This window comes from Methylosinus sp. LW4, from assembly GCF_000379125.1.
In the GTDB taxonomy this organism is placed as follows: Bacteria; Pseudomonadota; Alphaproteobacteria; order Rhizobiales; family Beijerinckiaceae; genus Methylosinus.
The window spans coordinates 3891000-3910890 of record NZ_KB900626.1 but is presented as its reverse complement, the minus strand read 5'-3'; the positions used below and the strand labels follow the sequence as shown (position 1 = coordinate 3910890).

Annotated in this window: 24 protein-coding genes; 4 read left to right on the top strand and 20 right to left on the bottom strand. The window is 61.7% G+C overall.

The window, feature by feature from the left end; genetic code table 11:
* Positions 1–4: 4 nt before the first annotated feature.
* The 4 genes from nifE to nifH form a co-directional block, all read right to left on the bottom strand.
* Positions 5–1675, bottom strand: coding sequence for a nitrogenase iron-molybdenum cofactor biosynthesis protein NifE (gene nifE / locus METLW4_RS0119515; RefSeq protein ID WP_026191651.1), 1671 nt, complete (start codon positions 1673–1675; stop codon positions 5–7).
* 129 nt (positions 1676–1804) lie between these two features.
* Complete coding sequence (gene nifK, locus METLW4_RS0119510) at positions 1805–3364, bottom strand: nitrogenase molybdenum-iron protein subunit beta (RefSeq protein WP_018267922.1); 1560 nt, start codon at positions 3362–3364, stop codon at positions 1805–1807.
* Positions 3365–3488: 124 nt separating this feature from the next.
* Positions 3489–4955: a nitrogenase molybdenum-iron protein alpha chain gene (gene nifD, locus METLW4_RS0119505; RefSeq protein WP_018267921.1), complete on the bottom strand. Its 1467-nt coding sequence runs from the start codon at positions 4953–4955 to the stop codon at positions 3489–3491.
* Between the two features lie 82 nt (positions 4956–5037).
* Entirely contained in the window at positions 5038–5925 is an 888-nt protein-coding gene (nifH, locus tag METLW4_RS0119500; RefSeq protein ID WP_026191650.1) for a nitrogenase iron protein, read from the bottom strand.
* Positions 5926–6333: 408 nt separating this feature from the next.
* Between nifH and METLW4_RS0119495 the strand changes: the two genes are divergently transcribed.
* Positions 6334–6759, top strand: coding sequence for a response regulator (locus METLW4_RS0119495; protein ID WP_018267919.1), 426 nt, complete (start codon positions 6334–6336; stop codon positions 6757–6759).
* Positions 6760–6906: 147 nt separating this feature from the next.
* Here METLW4_RS0119495 and METLW4_RS0119490 read toward each other — a convergent pair whose 3' ends face one another.
* The 14 genes from METLW4_RS0119490 to nifB form a co-directional block, all read right to left on the bottom strand.
* Positions 6907–7239 (bottom strand): (2Fe-2S) ferredoxin domain-containing protein, encoded by a 333-nt coding sequence (locus METLW4_RS0119490; protein ID WP_018267918.1) that lies wholly within the window; start codon positions 7237–7239, stop codon positions 6907–6909.
* A gap of 45 nt (positions 7240–7284) precedes the next feature.
* Entirely contained in the window at positions 7285–8184 is a 900-nt protein-coding gene (locus tag METLW4_RS0119485; protein ID WP_043331930.1) for an SIR2 family NAD-dependent protein deacylase, read from the bottom strand.
* Between the two features lie 40 nt (positions 8185–8224).
* Positions 8225–8440, bottom strand: a complete 216-nt coding sequence (locus METLW4_RS0119480; RefSeq protein ID WP_018267916.1) for a hypothetical protein — start codon at positions 8438–8440, stop codon at positions 8225–8227.
* A gap of 19 nt (positions 8441–8459) precedes the next feature.
* On the bottom strand, positions 8460–8765 hold the full coding sequence (locus METLW4_RS0119475; protein WP_018267915.1) for a 2Fe-2S iron-sulfur cluster-binding protein: 306 nt from the start codon (positions 8763–8765) through the stop codon (positions 8460–8462).
* Between the two features lie 247 nt (positions 8766–9012).
* Positions 9013–10164 (bottom strand): DegT/DnrJ/EryC1/StrS family aminotransferase, encoded by a 1152-nt coding sequence (locus METLW4_RS0119470; protein ID WP_026191648.1) that lies wholly within the window; start codon positions 10162–10164, stop codon positions 9013–9015.
* Positions 10165–10170: 6 nt separating this feature from the next.
* Entirely contained in the window at positions 10171–10434 is a 264-nt protein-coding gene (locus tag METLW4_RS0119465) for a hypothetical protein (protein WP_018267913.1), read from the bottom strand.
* A 3-nt stretch (positions 10435–10437) separates the two neighbouring features.
* Positions 10438–10650, bottom strand: a complete 213-nt coding sequence (gene nifT, locus METLW4_RS0119460) for a putative nitrogen fixation protein NifT (protein WP_026191647.1) — start codon at positions 10648–10650, stop codon at positions 10438–10440.
* 76 nt (positions 10651–10726) lie between these two features.
* Entirely contained in the window at positions 10727–10951 is a 225-nt protein-coding gene (locus METLW4_RS0119455; protein ID WP_018267911.1) for a nitrogen fixation protein NifZ, read from the bottom strand.
* On the bottom strand, positions 10948–11244 hold the full coding sequence (locus tag METLW4_RS0119450; protein WP_018267910.1) for a nitrogen fixation protein NifZ: 297 nt from the start codon (positions 11242–11244) through the stop codon (positions 10948–10950). The genes METLW4_RS0119455 and METLW4_RS0119450 overlap by 4 nt, the downstream gene beginning before the upstream one ends.
* On the bottom strand, positions 11241–12050 hold the full coding sequence (locus METLW4_RS0119445; protein WP_018267909.1) for a 4Fe4S-binding leucine-rich repeat protein: 810 nt from the start codon (positions 12048–12050) through the stop codon (positions 11241–11243). The genes METLW4_RS0119450 and METLW4_RS0119445 overlap by 4 nt, the downstream gene beginning before the upstream one ends.
* The gene (locus METLW4_RS0119440; RefSeq protein ID WP_018267908.1) at positions 12040–12582 is read right to left on the bottom strand and encodes a hypothetical protein; all 543 of its coding nucleotides are present in this window, start codon (positions 12580–12582) and stop codon (positions 12040–12042) included. The genes METLW4_RS0119445 and METLW4_RS0119440 overlap by 11 nt, the downstream gene beginning before the upstream one ends.
* A gap of 17 nt (positions 12583–12599) precedes the next feature.
* Complete coding sequence (locus tag METLW4_RS0119435) at positions 12600–12953, bottom strand: HesB/IscA family protein (protein WP_018267907.1); 354 nt, start codon at positions 12951–12953, stop codon at positions 12600–12602.
* Positions 12950–13183 carry a 4Fe-4S dicluster domain-containing protein gene (locus METLW4_RS0119430; protein WP_018267906.1) on the bottom strand — a complete coding sequence of 78 codons (234 nt, stop codon included), beginning with the start codon at positions 13181–13183 and terminating at the stop codon, positions 12950–12952. Before METLW4_RS0119430 ends, METLW4_RS0119435 begins: the two co-directional genes overlap by 4 nt.
* Positions 13184–13331: 148 nt before the next feature.
* Positions 13332–14891: a nitrogenase cofactor biosynthesis protein NifB gene (nifB, locus tag METLW4_RS0119425; protein ID WP_026191646.1), complete on the bottom strand. Its 1560-nt coding sequence runs from the start codon at positions 14889–14891 to the stop codon at positions 13332–13334.
* A gap of 403 nt (positions 14892–15294) precedes the next feature.
* Here nifB and METLW4_RS0119420 point away from each other — a divergent pair, with 403 nt between their 5' ends.
* The 3 genes from METLW4_RS0119420 (at position 15295) to METLW4_RS0119410 (ending at position 18456) form a co-directional block, all read left to right on the top strand.
* Positions 15295–15774, top strand: a complete 480-nt coding sequence (locus METLW4_RS0119420) for a hypothetical protein (RefSeq protein ID WP_018267904.1) — start codon at positions 15295–15297, stop codon at positions 15772–15774.
* Between the two features lie 137 nt (positions 15775–15911).
* Positions 15912–17672 (top strand): nif-specific transcriptional activator NifA, encoded by a 1761-nt coding sequence (nifA, locus tag METLW4_RS0119415; protein ID WP_018267903.1) that lies wholly within the window; start codon positions 15912–15914, stop codon positions 17670–17672.
* Between the two features lie 25 nt (positions 17673–17697).
* Positions 17698–18456, top strand: a complete 759-nt coding sequence (locus METLW4_RS0119410; RefSeq protein ID WP_026191645.1) for a 4Fe4S-binding leucine-rich repeat protein — start codon at positions 17698–17700, stop codon at positions 18454–18456.
* A gap of 161 nt (positions 18457–18617) precedes the next feature.
* Here METLW4_RS0119410 and METLW4_RS0119405 read toward each other — a convergent pair whose 3' ends face one another.
* Positions 18618–19208 (bottom strand): hypothetical protein, encoded by a 591-nt coding sequence (locus METLW4_RS0119405; RefSeq protein WP_026191644.1) that lies wholly within the window; start codon positions 19206–19208, stop codon positions 18618–18620.
* Positions 19192–19611: a group II truncated hemoglobin gene (locus METLW4_RS0119400; RefSeq protein WP_018267900.1), complete on the bottom strand. Its 420-nt coding sequence runs from the start codon at positions 19609–19611 to the stop codon at positions 19192–19194. The genes METLW4_RS0119405 and METLW4_RS0119400 overlap by 17 nt, the downstream gene beginning before the upstream one ends.
* Positions 19612–19891: the final 280 nt, after the last annotated feature.

Genomic DNA, 19891 nt, shown 5'->3' with positions numbered 1-19891 from the left:
CGCCTCACGCCGCTTTCGATGCAGGAACCGCGCCACCGGCGTTGGCTGCCTCGATCATTTGTTCCATCGTGTCGCGGCATCCACCGCAACCCGTGCCGGCGTGCGTCGCCTCGGCCAGCGCATCGACTGTGGTCAATGAGCCGGCGGCGATCGCGTCCTCGAGGGCGCCGACGTTCACGCTGTGGCATTTGCACACGCGCTTCTCGCGGCGCACCTGCTCGGCCTTGACCGGATCGGCGGCGAGTTCGGCCGCCTCGGCGGCAATTGCCTCATTCGCACGCTCTTCCCAGGTCTTCTCCTGCCACGGCGGCGCTCGACGAACTTGCTCCCAAACCGGATTGAAGAGCGCCTTGTCGATCTCGTGAACCAGCTCGACCATGCCTTCATAACCGGCATAGGCGTGATGACGCTCCTGGTTGATGTCGAGCCAGGGCATCTTGGCCTTGAGCGCAATGAACTGCGAGCGGCCGCCCGACAACATGATATCCGCCTGCGCGTCTTTGAGCATTTTATACATTTCGCGCGGCGTCATATCGTCGATCATATGGGCGTCCTGACCCATCAGCTCCTTGATGCGCTCCTTGTCCTCCTTGGTGGACTTCTTGACGCTGGTGCCGACGAGCTCCATGCCGGCTTCCTGCAATGCTGCGACGACGGACCAGGATTTGACGCCGCCCGTGATGAGCAGAACCTTCTTGCCCGTGAGGCGCTCCTTATAGGGAGCGATACGCGCCCAGGCGCGCGCCTCCTCGCGCTCGATGAGCGCATCGGTCCGATCCTTCAGCTCCGCCGGCGCGCCCCGCTCGATCAGCAGACGCGCGATCTCGCGAAGCGAGTCGCTCATATCGCCTATGCCGTAGAACGACCCTTCGAAGAAGGGGATGTCGTAGCGCTCCTCCATCTTGCGAGCGACGTTGATCATCGCCTTGGAGCACACCATCATCGACGCTTTGGCGCGATGGGAATAGGCGACCTCATTGTATTTGCCGTCGCCGGAAATGCAGGACAGGATGCGAATGCCGAGCTCGTCCAGCAGCGGCTTCACCTGCCACAGCTCGCCGGCGAGATTATATTCGCCGATGATGTTGATATCGTAGGGAGTCGTATACTCCGGCTCCTGCGTCCCGATCACATGCTCGAGAATAGCCTCGCCCGCGAGCTTATTGCCGAGATTCTTCGGCCCGACGAAGCCGGGCGAGTTCACGGGAATGACAGGCTTGTTGAATTTTTTCGCAGCGGCCTTGCAGACCGCATCGATATCATCGCCGATCATCGCCGGAACGCAGGTCTGATAGACGAAGACCGCTGGCGGATCATATTTGTCGATGATCTCTTTGATCGATTTGTAGAGGCGCTTCTCACCGCCGAAGACGACGTCGGTCTCGCCGATATCCGTCGTGAAACCGGTGCGGTAGAGGCTGGAGCCCGATGTCTTGGCTCCGCGATTGTCCCAGGAATTGCCTTCGCAGGCGATGGGACCATGAACGAGATGGGCGACGTCGGTGATGGGCTGAAGAGCGATCTTGGCGCCATCGAAAGCGCATCCGCCGGCTGCGGCGCCCGGCGCCAATTGCTTCGTGCAGCCCTTCTTTCGCTCTTTCTCGGATTTGCCCTTGTTCTTGTCGCAACCGGGCTCGTTAAAAACTTCTTGAACTTTTGCGGCCAGCGTGCTCATCCGCGCCTCCTGCAACGGCCATCGCCTCCCACACTGCGCACTCATTGCGCCGGCGCGGCGATCGACCCGACGGATCAGGCTCTCATTGTTCCGCCGGGTCGCTCGCGACCCGGCGGAAGCTCGTGAACGTCAGCGAATAATGTCGAAGCTGTAGTCCGACTTCGCGACGACGTTGGTGTTGCGATCGATCTCCTCGAAGACCTTATCGAGCAGCCACACCAGGACGTTCAGGCCGCCCTGATAGCCCCACACCGGATAGCGGTGATAGTGGTGGCGATCGAAGACCGGGAAGCCGATGCGGATCAGCGGGGTGCCGGTGTCGCGCTCGAGATATTTGCCGTAGGTGTTGCCGATCAGGAAGTCGACCGGCTCCGTGAACAGCAGCGAACGCATATGCCAGAGATCCTTGCCAGGATAGGCCTTGCAGTTCTTGCCGAACGGCGAGCTGGCGAACAGCTCGTTCATCTTCTCTTCCCACACCTTGCCGCCGTTGCTGGCGAGCACGGTGATCGGCTCGGCGCCCAGCTCCATCAGGAAGGCGGAGAGGCCGTAGCAGAGGTCCGGGTCGCCGTAGATCGCGAAACGCTTGCCGTGCAGATGCGCGGAAGAGTCGGCGATGGCGTCGACGAGGCGGCCGCGCTCGCGCGTCAGCTCCTTGGAGATCGGCTTGCCGGTGACTTCCGAGACCTTCATCAGGAACTCGTCGGTCGCGCGAACGCCGATCGGATGATGGAAGGAATAGGTCTCCTGGCCGCTCGCGGCGATCAGCGGCAGCGTCTTCTCCGTGGAGAAATGCTGCATCGAGAAGGTCGCCTTCGCGTTGATCGCGTTGGCCGCGTCCTCGAGCTTCGTTCCGCCGTCATACATGCGGAACTCGCCATCGGTAGGCGTATCCCACACATCGCTCGGATCGCCGAAGATCGTGTATTCGACGCCCATGGAGTCGAACATGCGCTTCACTTCGCGGATGTTGCCGACCACATAGCCGTCGAAGCCGCCGATGAAGTTGATCGAATTGTTCGGAACGCGCTCGAGCTTGGGAGCCGTGCCGGCCTTGCCGTTCCAGAAATGCTCGACAATGCCCTTCATCACATTGTCGTAGCCGGTCACGTGGCTGCCGACGAAGGCCGGGGTGTGAGCGAACGGAACGTCGTAATCGGCCGGGACGGAGCCCTTTTCCTTCGAGGTCTTGATGAAGGCGTTGAGGTCGTCGCCGATGACTTCCGCCATGCAGGTGGTGGAGACGGAGATCATCTTCGGCTTATACATATTGTAGGTGTTGGCGAGGCCGTCGATCATGTTGTTGAGGCCGCCGAACACCGCCGCGTCTTCCGTCATCGAGGAGGAGACGCAAGAGGTCGGCTCCTTGAAGTGACGCGAGAAGTGCGAACGATAATACGCCACGCAGCCCTGCGAGCCATGGACGAACGGGATCGTCTGCTCGAAACCGAGCGAGGCGAACACCGCGCCGAGCGGCTGGCAGGCCTTGGCCGGATTGACGGTCAGAGCTTCGCGAGCGAAGTTCTTTTCCTGATACTCTTTCGTCTTGGCCCACTCGCGAACGCGCTCGACTTCGGCGTCGGGGTGATGATTCTCGAACTCTTTCTTCTTCTTCTCGAACATCTCGAGATATTCCGGCTGGCGGAATAGGTTGAAATGGTCGAGGACGTTATCTGCATTCTGTGGCATGTCGATTCCCCTCGTTGTCCGCGAGCGCCCGCCCTCTCGGACCGAGGCGGCGACCCGGCCTCGGTCTCTCGAACGCGAACGGGGAGAACCCCGTTCGCGAAGAGAGCGTTTGCAACTCAGTCGATCAAGCCGCCCACGGCGCCTTGGCGAATTTCCAGACCGGCGAGTTGATCGCCATGTCCATGTCGCGAGCGAAGATCGCGAAGCCGTCATAGCCGTGATACGGGCCGGAGTAGTCCCAGCTGTGCATCTGGCGGAAAGGAACGCCCATCTTCTGGAAGACGTACTTTTCCTTGATGCCGGAGCCGACCAGGTCGGGCTGGATCTTCTCGACGAACTTCTCGAACTCGTAGCCGGTCACGTCGTCATAGATCAGCGTGCCGTCCTTCACATAGTGAGTCGTGCGCTGATAGTCGTCGTTGTGGCCGAACTCATAGCCAGTGCCGACGATCTCCATGCCGAGATCCTCGTAGGCGCCGATCACGTGACGCGGGCGGAGTCCGCCGACGAACAGCATGACCTTCTTGCCTTCGAGACGCGGACGGTACTTGGCGATCACCGCGTCCATCAGCGGACGATACTTGGCGATGACGCGCTCAGCGCCTTCCTTGATCTTGTCGTCGAAGTGGCTGGCGATCTTGCGCAGCGACTCTTCGATCTTCGACGGACCAAAGAAGTTGTACTCGACCCACGGAACCCCGTACTTTTCTTCCATGTGACGGGAGATGTAGTTCATCGAGCGGTAGCAGTGCAGCACGTTGAGCTTCGCGCGAGGCGTCGCCTCGAGCTCGGCGATCGTGCCGTCACCCGACCACTGCGCAACGACGCGGAGGCCCATTTCCTCGAGCAGAATGCGCGAAGACCAGGCGTCGCCGCCGATGTTGTAGTCGCCGATGATCGCAACGTCGTAAGGCGTCGCTTCGAAGAGAGCGGGCTTGCCCTCCATCTTGTCGAACACCCAGTCGCGGATCGCGTCGTTGGCCAAATGGTGGCCGAGCGACTGCGACACGCCACGGAAGCCTTCGCAGCGAACCGGAACGATCGTATGGCCGTTGTACTCCTTGGTCTTCGCCTTGGAGACGGCCTCGATGTCGTCGCCGATCAGACCGATCGGGCACTCGGACTGGACGGAGATGCCCTTGTTGAGGGGGAACAGCTCCTGGATTTCGTCGATCAGCTTGGCGAGCTTCTTGTCGCCGCCGAACACGATGTCCTTCTCCTGGAAGTCCGAGGTGAACTGCATCGTGCCGAAGGTGTCGATGCCCGTCACGCCGATGTAGTAGTTACGACGAGACGCCCAGGAATACTGACCGCAGCCGACCGGGCCGTGGCTGATGTGGATCATGTCCTTGATCGGGCCCCACACGACGCCCTTCGAACCGGCGTAAGCGCAGCCACGGATCGTCATCACGCCGGGGATCGACTTGATGTTGGACTTCACGCCGCAGTCCGGCTTGCCATCCTCGAACGTGCCGAGGTGCTTCGCGCGGCGCTTGGCGGTCTTTTCAGGATAAACTTCGAGAACCTCTTTGATCAGCGCCTTATTGCGCGCCTTGAGGTCTTCGATGGATTCGGGTTGAGCCAGGCTCATGACGCCATCCCTTTCTGATTAGTCCTAGCTTGAAAGATCGGCCCGGCCCCGTTCGAGGCCGGGCCGCTAGCTTTCAAACGGATTACGCGATCGCGGCGAGGTCCGCAGCGGTCTTGCCGACCTGCGACTCGTCGACCTGCTTCATGATGCCGTGCTCCATGAGGAGGTCTTCGAGCTCGTCCATGGTGATCGGGGTCGGGATGATGCCGTTGCCCTTGTTCGCATGGACCTTCTCGGCCAGGTTGCGGTAGTGCTGAGCCTGACCGGACTCGGGAGCGTACTCCACGACGGTCATGCGGCGCAGCTCGGCGTGCTGAACGATATTGTCGCGCGGCACGAAGTAGATCAGCTGGGTGCCGAGCTTCTTGGCGAGAGACTCCGCCAGCTCGTACTCCTTGTCGGTCTGGCGCTCGTTGCAGACCAGCCCGCCCAGGCGCACGCCGCCGGAGTTGGCGTACTTCAGAATGCCCTTGGAGATGTTGTTGGCCGCATACATGGCCATCATCTCGCCGGACATGACGATGTAGATTTCCTGAGCCTTGTTCTCACGGATCGGCATCGCGAAGCCGCCGCAGACCACGTCGCCGAGCACGTCGTAGGAGACGTAATCGACGCCGTCATAAGCGCCCTGCTCCTCGAGGAAGTTGATCGAGGTGATAACGCCGCGGCCAGCGCAGCCGACTCCCGGCTCCGGGCCACCGGACTCGACGCAACGGATGTCCATGAAGCCGATCTTCATGACGTCTTCGATCTCGAGGTCCTCGACCGAGCCGGCCTCGGCGGCGAGCGACAGGATGGTGTCCTGGGCCTTGGCGTGGAGGATCAGGCGGGTCGAGTCGGCCTTGGGGTCGCAACCGACGATGAGGATCTTCTTGCCCATCTGGGCGAGAGCCCCGAGGGTATTCTGGGAGGTCGTGGACTTGCCAATACCGCCCTTGCCGTAGAACGCGATCTGTCGAAGTTCTGACATCTCTGTCTCCTTAAGATACCGTTTCATTGCGATCGGCGCGCACGGCGCGCAGGCCGAAGTCGTCGTTACCGACCGAGCCCGGCGCCGGTTGCTTGATCGCCCCCTTGGTGATCGGGGCCGCCCAATCCGCAGCCACTCGCCTTGCGGGCCCTGTCTCGCAAGCAGCGTGCCAGCCCTCATGCGCGGTCTTTAATATCGGGAAATCAATTATTTAAAGCTGACCGCCGTGGCCCCCGAGGGGGGTGTGTCAAAGCCGACAGTCATGCGCGGAATCGGACGAAGGGCTTTTGGCCGACTGGCTCGTTCGGAACTATTGTAAGATTCGGACGCGCATCGTGGTCATTGTCGGAATCGGCACGGCATGTCGATTGCTTAGAAAGCGGGCAGTCAAACTACGGAGCAGACGAGATGCAAATCGGCGTCGAAACGTCCAGGGCGGTCGAAAACAAGCGCATTTTCGTCGTCGACGACGACGAGATCATTCGGGCGGCGCTTCAGTTCATGCTGCACGACGAATATGAGACCCACGAGATCGGGAGCCTCGAATCCGCCATCGACAAGGCGGCGTCGGCGAAGCCCGATCTTTTGATTTTGTCGGAAAATGTCGTGAAAGCGGCGGGTCTTCCCGTGCTGAAGGAAATTCCCCAACGCATTTCCGGCGTGAAGGTGTTGGTGATCGTCGACTCGCTTCAGAGCGGCTTCGGCAAGGAGAGCCAGGCGGCCGGCGCTCACGGCTATATCGTCAAGCCGCTGACGGTCGAGTTCGTTCGACAGAAAGTGGACGTTCTTCTCGGCCGGCGCCAGGGAGTCGCCATTCCGTTGACTGTTCTCTGACATCGCGCGACGAGGATCAGTCGATGATCTAGGCCGGAGCCCTCGCTCCGGCCTTTTTGTTTTCGGATGTGGTTTTTTTCACGGGTCCGACAAATAGAAAACGCCCGCGGCGACCGCGGGCGTTTGCAAATTGTCTCGACGTCGGCGTCAGAGCTGCGGCACGATGATCAAGCGCTCGACGGGATTTCCGTCGATGAAATGCGATTGAACGATTTCATCTATGTCCTCCGGCGTGCGCGGCGCATACCAGACGCCCTGCGGATAGACGACCATCAGCGGGCCCGCGCGGCAGAATCCGAGACATCCCGTCGCCGTCATCGAGACGTCGGGCAGCGGCTGCGCGCCGAGCTTGGCCTGCAGACGATCCCACAGCGGCTTCGCGCCGGAAGTGGTGCAGCTGCCGCGCGGATGTCCCGGCGGACGCTGCTGGAAGCAGGTGAACACATGGTATTTGAACACGACCGGAAGTTCTTCGAGCATTGTCTTGTCCTGAATTACACTGATCTGCGACGGCGCCGGCGCCGATCAAGCCGCAGCGTCGGCGGTCGTGACGACGACAGGCTGGCCGGTGAGGGTCGCCACGAATTCGGCGAGCGGCGTCTCGATACGCGTGATGTTCTGCTCGGCGAGGAACTTCGCTTCATTCTTCGTCAGCGGGCCCTCGATCACGGCCCAATGCTGGTCGGAAGAGCGCTTCATGATCTGGCGAGCGAAGTTGCGCTCGAGCTGAGTCGTGAAGCGGCAACCGAGGAAGAGGAAGCTGCGGCCCTTGCGGATCGACTGGACCGCTTCGGGGATCGGCGTCTGAATGTCGATTTCTGTCAGCACCTCGACATAGTCGGAGTCCGAGATGACGAAATTCGCCGCCGGCGTCACCGAGCCGATCGGCTGATAGAGCAGAGTTTCCCAAGCCAGAGTCTCTTCGGGAGCCTCGGCGGGAGCCTTCGCGCCGGACCCGTCGCGGATGAATTCCTTATTGGGCACGAGCGAGAAATCAGGCCGGAAATAATTCACCCAATAGCCGAAATGTTCGGCTTGCGACACGCCTTGCACAATGCCCCAGCCCTTGCGGCCCGCGAGGGATTTCTGCGGCAGATCGTCGTACCAGGCGTTGACCACCAGCGGCAAGCTCGGCTGCTCGGCGATCCACTTATGCAGGACGCTAGGATCCGGCGACTCCTCGAAAGCCTTCTTCATCGCAGCCGATATGGTTTTGCGATGCTTGAAGTTCTCGATGTATTGAGCGGCAGCGGTGAGATTATTGCGGATTTTGTGCGGAACGGTCGCCGCCTTCGTCAGCTGCACGACCAGCTCTTCGGGAGAGGCGGGAACCGGGTTCCCGCCCGTCGCCAGCGTCAGCACGCCGGGTCCGAGATAGGGTATCACGAGGCCTCGCTCAAACCCCGTTTTGATTGCGCTCAGCACTTGTGTTTCTCCTCTCGTCGAACCCGGATTGCCTGCTTTGTCACTGAAGCGTGGCGCTCTTGGCGACGTCCAGCTCTTCGGGCGTCAGCTTGAAGGCGCCGCGGCCGCCCGAAAGCGCCATGTAGTCCATGGCGTAGGCGTTGGTCAGCTTGGTGAACCACTCCTGGCTGGACAGGCTCGCGGGACGCTCGCCGATCTCCTGCACGGAGCCGTCATTGTAAAAGCGGACATGAATGATGACGGATTTGTCGCTCATCTTGATTCCCCTCCGGTTTTCAGCGACCCGAGTCGAAGCCCAGCAGCTCGACCGTGACGTTCTCGGTTCCGAAATTGGCTTGGCAAGCGAGACGCGATTTCGAGCCCACGCCGACGATCGAGTCCAACTGCTCGTTTTCGGCGCGAGTTGTCTTCGACAGGCTCTTCTTTCCTTCCTGGACGAAAAGATGGCAGGTGCCGCACTTGGCCTCGCCACCGCATTTGCTTTGGATCTTCTCTTCCGCTTTGAGAATCGCGTCCAGGAGTCTGCTGCCCGGCTCAACTTCGATGGTTTTGCCCGACGGCAGAATGGTCAGTACCGGCATGTCGTTCACTCCTCCTTGCCAAAGGTCCTCACACCGTCTTTCCAGCAAGTTTCGAACCACTCTAAATTTCGTGCAGCTGCGCGCGCGACAGCGCGCATCGCGGGCGAAAAAGCGCAGCGTTCCGGGTGTGATGGGGTTTTTGTTCGCGCGATTGGGCTGCTCTCGGCCACTCGCGACTTCGGTCACGTCCGTTTCTGGACAATGACATGACGGCAATGGACGCGCCGGCCCGAGGCCGGCGCGTCTTTCACAGATAAATAGCGGCGCCCGCGCCGATATTGATCGAAGCGTCCTTCATCGTGCCGACGATGAAAGCGATCTGATTTTCGGTGAGATGAGCGTGGAAGGGCAGCGCGACCGCGCGATCCGCGACTTTCTCGGTCACGAAGAAATTGCCGCGCCGATAGCCGAGATCGAAGTAGTAGCGTTGCAAGTGCAGCGGATGCGAATAGGCCGCCGCGTCGATCTTCTCTGTCTGCAAATCTTCGATGATCTGATCGCGGCTGGAGCGTGAGAAACGCGTGCCGAGATGCACGACATAGAGGAACCAGTGAACTTCCTCGACGTCGGGCGCGATATAGGGATCTTTGATCCCCTCGAAGGACTTCACATATTGGTAGAACCAGCGCTCGACTCGGGTGCGGCGAGCCAGCAGCAGCTCCAGGCGCCGAAACTGCGCGAGACCGAGCGCCGCGGTGATGTCGCTCATCGCCGCCTGCATGGGAGGATAGGCGCCGAGCACCACAGAGGATCGCTCCGCGATCCGGCGGCTACGAAGATTGCGGATCGCCGAGGCGCGGTCGTCGTCATCGGTGACGATCATGCCGCCCTCGCCGCAGGCGATGACGCCCGGCTGCGAAAAGTCGAACACGGAGCAATCGCCGAAGGAGCCGACCAGCTTGCCCTTGTAGATGGAGCCGATAGCCTCGGTCGAATCTTCGATGAGGATCAGCTTCTTCGCCTCGGCGAGCTGGCGAAAGGGCTCCCACGGGGCCGGATGGCCGTTGGTGTTGCCTGCGACGATCGCCTTGGTCTTGTCAGTGATGACCGCTTCCGCCTTTTCAGGCGCCAGCGTGCCGGCCCAATAGTCGATGTCGGCGAACACCGGCCGCGCGCCCGAGAGCGCGATCGCATGCGTCGTCTCGCGGAAAGAATGGGCCGAGGCGACGACCTCGTCGCCGGGGCCTATGCCATAGGCGCGCAATGTCAGCAGAAGGCCGATCGTGCCGCTGGACACGGCGATCGCATGCTTGCGCCCGAGATAGGCGGCGAACTCGGCCTCGAATTCTTCGACTTTCGGTCCCGCGGACAGTCGCGGGGACGTGATCGTCTCGACGACCGCATCCAGATCACTCTGGGCGAGATCTGGATCATTCATCGGCAGAAGGGACGTCTGCATGCTCGCTCACCTTTTCGGGGCAACCACCAATCCTGTGGCGATGGTCGGATCCGCTGTGATCTTGACGCAATGATCGCGGGCGTCGATCAGGAACAAATCGCAGTTCTCATAGGTGCGAAACGGCGTCTCGTCCTGAATATCCGCCTTGTCGCATCTCATCGCGGTGAGGCCGGGTGCGACTTGTCTCAGAGCGGAAACGGCCGCCTGATCGGCGGCCGCCGTCGCGAGCGTCGCGTCGATCGCCTCGAGTTGCTCGGTCGCGATCGGCATTTTTCAGTCTCCACTTACTTTCTTGGCTTCGACCGTGATCGGCAGCGAAGTTTCCGCCGCCATCTCCGGCAGCTGAAGCACCCAACCATTGGCGAGCGTCACCGTGCCGCCCCACAAATTGGGGCTCTCCTGTTCGACGATCGGCTCTTCGAGATCCTTCTTCGGCACATAGGCCGAAAGAATGCCGTCGGAGCCTCTGCGGATCATGACTTTCACACTGCGCCTCGCTGTTAGGTTGACCCTTGTCGTTTAGCAATGTTCATACCGCGAGTCGTGCGAAAAAATCACCGCGTCAAACGGGCTCGATCTCCTCCTCGAAGCAGCCGATCACCGTCTTCTCGCCGAACTCCACGATATAGACGGGCGTGTCGCTCTCGACATGCTGGCCGATCTGCACGATCTCGCCGGGATCGCCCGCCTTCACGAGCAGGGCGTCCGGCTCATGCCCCGGGTGCGAGCCGTCGTTGAACAGATCGACGGTGGCGCGCACCCGCATGCCCCAATCATATTTGATCATTGAGCCGCCTCTTGGGTCACGACCTCGACGGGCTCGAGCTCCTTTTTGCGCATGCCGACCTTATAGCCGGTCTCCACGAACTCGACGCCGTAGATGTAGAATTGCTGCAAAAACGTGCCGATGCTCGAGACGTAGCCGATCTCGCCTTTTTTGACGAGAATCTCGCCGACGTCCTTGCCCGGGAAGGTTCCGTCGTTTCGCACCACCTTCTTCGACTTGACCTTCTCGCCGTAGTTGAAGGCCGGCGGATCGTTCAGCTCGACGGCGCCGTCGTCACGGTTGATGTTGCTCATATCCGTTCCTCGATGTGGCTGTGGTTGCGCTCCAAGACTTTCCGGCCGGATGGATCGGGCGTCTCGCCGAGCCGCGCTTCCGCGGTCTCGCGCACGATCGGATCCTCGTCGGAGAGAAGAAGTCGAATGTCCGTGAGGGCGGCGCGCTGCGCCACCTCGTAACGCACGCGCCAGTCCGGGTCGCCGATGAGATCGGGAAGCAGCGCGGCGTCGAGCCGTTGCGCGGCCTCGAAGCGGACTGTTGCGTCCGGGTCGGTCGTCATGCGTTTCAACGCCTGCGGCGCAATGCGCTGAGCGACCACGCGCCGCACCTCGATCTCGTCGTCGTCGATCATCAGCACGAGCAGATCGGGCGAAATTCGACGGGCGACGACCTGACGAACATAATAGTCGCGGTCCTCGATCATCGGCAGAAGATCGACGGGGTCGAGCCGATGCGCGACCCTGATCCTCACCTCGCGATGCGGATCATTGCGAAGCTTGAGAAGATAGCGGTCCGGCAGGCGCCGCGCGGCGCTCCAGCGCACGGTCTCTTCGGGATCGTCCAAAAGCGCCGGCAGCAGGAATATCTCGGCGGCTTTTGCGGCCCAGGCGCGCACCTCGAAATAGGGATGCGCGAGATAAAGTCGCGCCAGCTTCGGATTCCAATCGAAGAAGCGATCGATCCGACGCGCATAACGGTCGAAAACGCAGGCGCGCAGCGGCTTGCAGCGGCCCTCGGCCAGAAGCTCGCCATGCGGACATTCGCCGCAATCGACGGGCGCGCCCCGCCAGTCGATGGCCTCGTCGATCTCGTCAGTCGACATCCTCGGCCTCCCGTTGCGCGAGCACGGTGAGCAGCAAGGTCGCGCCGACCTTGTCGGTCGGATCGAGCTCGAGGAGCTTTTGCGCGGCCTCTCGTCCCTCCTCATGCTCGCCCATGCGCATCTGCAGATAGGCGTAGCCTTTGAGCACGAACATGAAGAAGCGCGGCAGCACGGCCTCGTAATTGGCGAAGTCGGCGTCGCCCTTTCTCACCTCGCGCCAGTCGAGCGGCAAAGAATTGTCGATCGCGGCTCGAGTGAGGCAGGTTTTGGCGATCTCAAGCGTGTCCTCGAGTCGATTTTTGTAGAAGTAGAATCGGTAGAGACCGATCAGCACCGCCACATGAGTCGGCGCCGCGCGACGCGCCTCGAACAAATGCTGTTCTGCGACGTCGCCGAGATGGTAGGAAAGCGCCGCTTCGCGGAGATGACGCTCGGCTTCCGCCGGCAATCCGGCGCCGAAGACAGGAGAAGAGAGAATCTCGTCTCCCGTGTCGAAGGCCTCATTGCGTAGAGCGCCATCTCCGTTCAACATGAAGCGTTCCTATCCACTCACGCCACGGGGAGCTCCGGCAGCTCGACGACCGTCTGCGTCGTCGAGGAGCACCCGCAGGCCTTCGCCTTGGGATCGATGAAGGAGAAGCCAGTGGAGGTGGCCGTCTCCTTGAAGTCGATCGTCACGCCATCGAGCAGCAGGCGGCTCTGCGCCGGCAGAAACAGCTTGAAGCTCGGGAAGTCGAACGCCTGCTCGCCTTCGCGCGGAGCCGGCTGAACCGAGAATTCCGCGCTCATGCCCGAGCAGCCGCCCGGGGAGACGTGGAGGCTCAGGCCAAAGCCCGGACCGCCGTCGAACATGACGAGGCGACGGATGAACTTCTCCGCGGCGGGAGTGAATTGAATGTTCATGCCGCGCCCCCGGCAGCCTGATAACGCGGCAGCGAATTGTCGATGACGCAGGTGTCGTCGACCGGGCACACCGCGACGCACTGCGGCACGTCGAAATAGCCGATGCACTCGGTGCACTTCTTGGGATTGATGACGAAGGTTCCGTTCTTCTCGGAGATCGCCACATTGGGGCATTCCGCCTCGCACGCCGAGCAGGACGTGCATTGCGAAGCAACGATCTTGTAGGTCATTTGCTTGCTCCTCCATCGAGCCGTCACTGAGCCGGAGAATCGCCGATTCTCACGAGCCCTAATTCTCCGCGCATCCGCGGTCTTGAGTGAAGCGCGGGCCGCTCGGCGGCTCGCGCTTCCTTGGTGGCGAATGCCGATCGCTTCCGTATCAGGCCGTGATGAAGGCGCCCTGACGCAGAGTCGCGTCGCCGCGCTCCTTGTGCTCGATCTCGCCGCTCTTCACCTTGTCCAGATAGCGCTTGAAGTAGGTGATCGCCGACTGCTCGATGAACTCGAAGGCGAACTCATCGACCGGATCGATGCCGGCCTTGACGAGATCGTTCTTCGGGCAACCGCCGATCTTGGCCACGAACACGGCCGTGCAATCGTTGATCGCGCGGATGATCGTGTCGAGGCTGTCCTCCTCGCCATAACCGCCCTGGCAATACAGGTCGACGCGACGATGGCCGACGAACTTCGCGCCATGGGTGCTGAGCTCGTAGATCTGGAACTCCTTGGCGTGGCCAAAGTGCTCGTTGACGCGGCCGCTGCCCTTCGTCGCCACCGCGATCAGGATCTTGATGTCGACATTGTCCTCGCCGGCGAGCGTCGCCAGCTCGGCGTTCTTGGCGGCAGCCACCTTCAGGCGCTCTTCCTCGACCTTCGTCTGATAAGCCTTGCGGCTCTCGAGATCATAGGTCACTTCCATGGCCATGATCTTGTCGGTCGTGAACTCGGCGCTGCGATCCTCGCCCAGCAGCCCGACCGCGTCGGCGCGGCACTGGCGGCAATGGCGCATCATGTTCATCTCGCCTTCACAGCTGTCCTGCAGCGCCTTCAGCTCTTGAGCCGTCGGGCCACGCTGGCCGTTGAGGCCGAACACGGTGCCGTGCTCGGGGGACGAGATGAGCGGCATGATGTTGTGCAGGAACGCCCCGCGCGACTTCACGGCCTTGTTCACCTCGACGAGATGCTTGTCGTTGATGCCCGGGATCATGACCGAATTGACCTTGCACAGAATGCCGCGCTCGGTCAGCATCTCGAGGCCGCGCATCTGGTGCTGCGTCAGTATCTCGGCGGCCTCGCGGCCATAGATGCGCTTATGCTGCCAATAGATCCAGGGATAGATCTGCGCGCCGACGTCAGGATCGACCATGTTGATGGTGATGGTGACGTGATCGACGTTATATTTGGCGATCGTGTCCACATGCTCCGGCAGAGCGAGACCATTCGTCGACAAGCAGAGCTTGATGTCGGGAGCGGTCTGCGAGATCAGCTCGAAGGTCTTGAAGGTCTTCTCGGGATTGGCGAGCGGGTCGCCCGGGCCGGCGATGCCGAGAACGGTCATCTGCGGGATCGTCGACGCGACGGCCAGAACCTTCTTGGAGGCCTGCTCGGGCGTCAGCTTCTCCGAGACGACGCCGGGGCGCGACTCGTTGGCGCAATCATATTTGCGATTGCAGTAGTTGCACTGAATGTTGCACGCCGGAGCGACGGCGACGTGCATGCGGGCGTAGTGGTGATGCGCCTCCTCGCTGTAGCAAGGATGGTTCTTGACCTTGTCCCAGATTTCCTGCGGAAGATCGTTCTCGCCAGCCGCCGTGCCGCAGCTCGCCTTGCCGCTGCCGCCGGAGGTGCCGCAGCCCTTGTGCTCGGCGATCTTCTGCATCACGTCATCGATCGATTCAGCCCCGCCGGCCTCGACGGTTTCAGTAGATAGAGATTCCATGTTCGGTTCCTCACGATTTGAAGAGTTTCAAACCCTTGCGGAACGCAGTCGCGACATATCCGTCTGCCAATGCACCGGCGCTGTCGCGGAAGCGGTGTCCGGGCACGAGGTTCGCAACAAGCATGCCATGCCGAAACAGGCTCCTAAAGACCTGAAATTATGAGATAAGCTCTGTTTGTTTGGAACCTGTCCAAATGCCGACACATGTCGGAAAGCGTCGGAACCAGCTGTCGCGAACGCGACACTTCGACGCAAAACCCCCGCAAGCCCAACGATAAAGCCGCGAAATCGCGCTTCTCGGGCGCCTTCCGCTCGGGCGCGGCGGCCGTGGGCGCGAATTGCCGCCTCCTCGCCCGTCTCGCGCGCGGCCGGCATTGGCGCGCAGCTTGCTTGCGGGCGCGTCATGAACGACCTCACCCGTGAAAACGATCTCGTCGACTTCGGCGAGCTGTCGCCCGCCGTCAACGAGCTCTTGCAAAAAGGCGTCCTCGCCTATCGAAGCGATCGGACGCGCGCGGACGAATTGTTTCGGGAGGCGCTGGAGCTGTCTCCCCACGAGCTGCCCGCCTACTACTGCCTTTACAAGATTCATACTTATATGGGGAATCTGGAGGTCGCCTGGACCGTGGCCAATCAAGGCTTGGCCGAGGCGACGCGGCAGGCCGGATGGGCGCTCGATCCGCATAGCTGGCCGCTGAAAGAAACGGCGCCGGGCTCGGCCGAGCGCTTCGCATTGTACACTTTAAAGGCTTTGAGCTTCATTCAGCTGAAGCGCGGCAACAAGGCGGAAGCGATGGAAAACCTCGGGATTTTGCAGCTGCTGGACCCACCCGGCCATGTCGGCTGGACGGTTATTTACGAGCTTGCGCAGGGAGTTGCCTGAGGCCGTGCGCGCGTCGCCGGCGAGCGGCGCGTAGAACCGTCACGGCGACGGCATGTTAGTTGCTAAACATTCCAGGGTGAACTATCGATTCCCGCGGAACGTCAGGCACGTCTATGGGATACGAAGCTGGAAGCAGCATGAACACGGCTCAGGCTCGCGCGTTCGACCCGAGCGAATCTGCTCTCGTCGGAATCTACGAAATTTCGAAACTACTGGCCTCGCCCAACCGGCTCGAGAAGACGCTGGCGGGTGTGCTGGCGCTGCTGTCGAGCTTTCTCGACATGCGCCACGGCCTCATCGCTCTGCTCGACACGCATGGCGACCCGGAAGTGGTCGTCGGCTCGGGCTGGAGCGAAGGCAACGCCAAGAAGTTCTTCGAGCATCTTCCCGAGCGGGCGGTCGGCCAGATCGTCGCGACCAAGATGCCGCTGGTGGTCGAGAATGTCGCCGCCTCGCCTCTGTTCGAAGGCACGGATCTCTCCGAATGGGGTCCGACCGACGGACAGCCCTTCTCCTTGATCGGCGTGCCGATCAAGGAGGCGGATGCGGTGGTCGGCACATTGACGGTCGATCGCGTCTATAGCGACCGGTCCTCGGTTCGCTTCGATCATGACGTTCGATTCCTGACAATGATCGCCAATCTGGTCGGCCAGACCTTGCGGCTGCACAAGCTGATCGCGCGTGATCGCGAACGGCTGATGCAGGAGAAGGCGCGGCTGGAGAAGGGCGATCGGCCGGCGGCGCATCATATAGAGGCGCGGCTCGACGGCATCAAAGGCATCGTCGGCGAGAGTCCGGCGGTGCGCGCCGTCGTCGACAAGATCCGCATCGTCGCCAAGGCGAAGTCGACCGTGCTGCTGCGCGGCGAGTCGGGCACCGGCAAGGAGCTGTTCGCGGCCGCGATCCACAATCTCTCGCCGCGGCAGAGCAAGCCTTTCGTTAAGCTGAACTGCGCCGCTTTGCCGGAGAGCGTGCTGGAATCCGAGCTGTTCGGTCATGAGCGCGGCGCCTTCACCGGCGCGGCGGCCCTGCGCAAGGGCCGTTTCGAGCTCGCCGACGGCGGCACTCTGTTCCTGGACGAGATCGGCGACATCACGCCCGCCTTTCAGGCCAAGCTGCTGCGCGTGCTGCAAGAGGGCGAGTTCGAGCGCGTCGGCGGCTCCCGCACGATGAAGGTGGATGTTCGCTTCGTCTGCGCCACCAATCGCAATCTCGAGGAAGCGGTGCAGAAGGGCGAGTTCCGCGCCGATCTCTATTACCGCATCAGCGTCGTTCCGATCTTCCTGCCGCCGCTGCGCGAGCGCAGGGGCGATCTGGCGCCGCTCGCCAATGAGTTCCTGCGTCGGTTCAACGGTGAGCAGAATGTCCATCTGACTTTCTCGGAGTCGGCGATGGAAGTGCTCAACGAATGCAGCTTCCCCGGCAATATTCGCGAGCTCGAGAATTGCGTCTATCGGACGGCGACGCTGGCGCGCAACGACTCGATCGTGGACAAGGACTTCTCTTGCCGCAACGACGGCTGTCTGTCTTCGGTGCTGTGGAACGGCTCACGCGAGTCGACGATCGGCGGATTGCACCCGCCGAGCTTCACGCCTCTCCCGATCGTCTCCAAGCCGCAGACGCCTCCGCCGCCGGCGCGGCCGCCCGTCGTGGCGCGGCCGCCCGTCGTCGAGGAGCCGGTGGTTCCCATCGTCGCGGCGCAACCCGCGGCGGCCTGTCCGGGGGCGGAGAACTGTACCGTCATCGAGACGGATCATCGCTCCGATCGCGACAAGCTCATCGAGGCGATGGAACAGGCCGGATGGGTGAAGGCCAAAGCGGCTCGCCTGCTCGGACTTACCCCTAGACAAATCGGCTATGCGCTGCAAAAATATGACATCCCGGTAAAGAAGTTTTGATTCCTGGAAAGAAGACGGCTCGCCAATGGCCGCAGAACCAGAAAGAATAAGCGACGATCCGCTCGACTGGCGCGGTCGCCCCATACGCTGCAGGGAATGCTCCCATGTGGCGCTCAATCTTGAGGGGCTCTGCCGCAAGGGATCGGCCTGCGTGCGCGACCGCAGGGCGAAGCGTGTCGATCTCTTCTTCCGCGGACATCCGCATCTCGCGGATGCCTATCTCGATCACGTCTATTTCGAGGTGCGCGCCCGTGCGGCGCGCTACGCCTCGGTGCTGCGTCTGCCGCCTCTGCTCGACGATCCCGAGCCAGAGGTGCGCGCGACGGTGGCGTCACGCCTTCCGGCGTCGCGCATCGCCCGTCTCGCGCATGATCCCGAGCCGCGCGTGCGAATCGTCGCCGCCAATCGGCTCGAAGGGGCCGCCCTGCTCGCCATGTATTCGGACCCGGATTATCTCGTCCGCATCCATGTCGTGCGGCGCCTGTCGCCCGATTTGCTGACCATCGCCGTCCATGACGAGGACCCGGAGGTGCGCCGCTGGGTCGCGCGCCGCATTCCGCTGGAGCGGCTGCATCTTCTCGTGAAGGACCCCGAGCCTCTGGTGCGTCTCGTCGTCGCCGAGCGGCTGCCGGAGGATCGCCTCGCCGCCATGAGCAAGGACGAGGATTTGCGTGTCCGCTTCACGGTCGCCGAGCGATGCTCTGTGGAGCTGCTCCCCTCTTTCCTCGATGACGAGGACGAGCTGGTCCGCGCCTGCGCGCAAGCGCGTCTGGAAGGCGACTGACCACCACTGTCGATCAACGAACCATGCCGGGCGCATTCTGACAATCGTGTCGGAATGCGCGCATGGCGTTTCTCGCCCGCCCTCTCTCGCCGCAAAAAAAAGCAATCCAGAGCCGAGCGGCCCCTGGATTGCGTGATCATTCCCGAGAGGAGACGGTCGCGTCAGACCGGACGATTCTCGTTGCGGTTGCGCACCGGACCCATGACTTCCAGGCCCTTCTCGAAGGTTATCTTCTCGAACTTCTGGTCGAAGGCGATGCCCGCATTGGCGACGGCGTCGATCTTGCCGGCGGTCGTGGATTTCTTGAGATCGTTCTTCTCGATGTAGAACAGCTCGAGCAGCTCGTTATAGACCGTCGATTCGTCGATCGGCAGCACGTAGTAATTGATGCCGTCGAGCTCGACCTGATATTTGCTGAGCAGATCGATATTGTTGGCGAAGATGAAATATTTGCCTTCCGGGCTCAGCAGTCCCTTCAGCACCTCGTGGACATTGCCCAGATGCTCGAAAGAGAGGATCCACTGCGCGAAGAAGTCGAAGGTGGGCTTGCCGGCTTCCGCCACCGCGATGACCTGATCGGAGCACAGCTCCGGCGGGCGCGCCTCATCGGCGAACTGTTGGGCGAATTTCAGGGCGAGCTTGCCGCGGAAGCCGAAGCGCCCGGCCTTCTCCGTCGGTCCCTTGTGAACCGGGCTGAGCAGCCGCTTCTGCTCTTCCAAAGTCGCAAACGCCGTTTCAGTGATGCTTGTCATGTTGATTATCCGGATCGTTACGTAGCCAATCCGCCAGTTTGGCGAAGTTCTGCTTCAGGGAGTCACGCAGTCTCACATCATCGACCACCTCATCGAGCGCGCCAGTCATGCAGGCCATCCACGCGTCGCGCTCGGCGGGTCCGATCGCGAAGCCCATGTGACGCATGCGCAGACGGGGATGTCCCCGCTGTTCCGAATAGCTCTTCGGTCCGCCCAGCCATTCGGCCAGGTAGAGCTTCAGAACCGCCTTGGTGGGGCCGAGATCGATCGCATGCATGGCGCGAATGCCCCGCGCCTGCGGCAGCTCGTCCATATTGCGGTAGAACGTCTCGACCAGACGGTCGATCGCCTCCTGGCCTCCGATGACGTCGAATGCGGTCTTTGTCGATTGCACGGCGTCCATTGTCATGCCTCGCGAACTAGCAATTCATATGCCGAAGCATGGGCCTACCACAGGGCGCGAGAGGGCGCGACGCCCCTGAGGGACAGCGCGAAAGGGCCGCCCGATTTCGGCCGCCTCCCGAGAATAAAGAGGCACGGCAAGGCGCAATTTTATGCATTCGCGCAGCCGGCGCCCGAATTTCAGTAGGACGCGCCCTTGACAGGGCCGGGGGCTGCTTCCTATGTCATCGCCAGCCTGCTGGCACTCACCCTTCACGAGTGCTAATAGGCATTTTATTCAA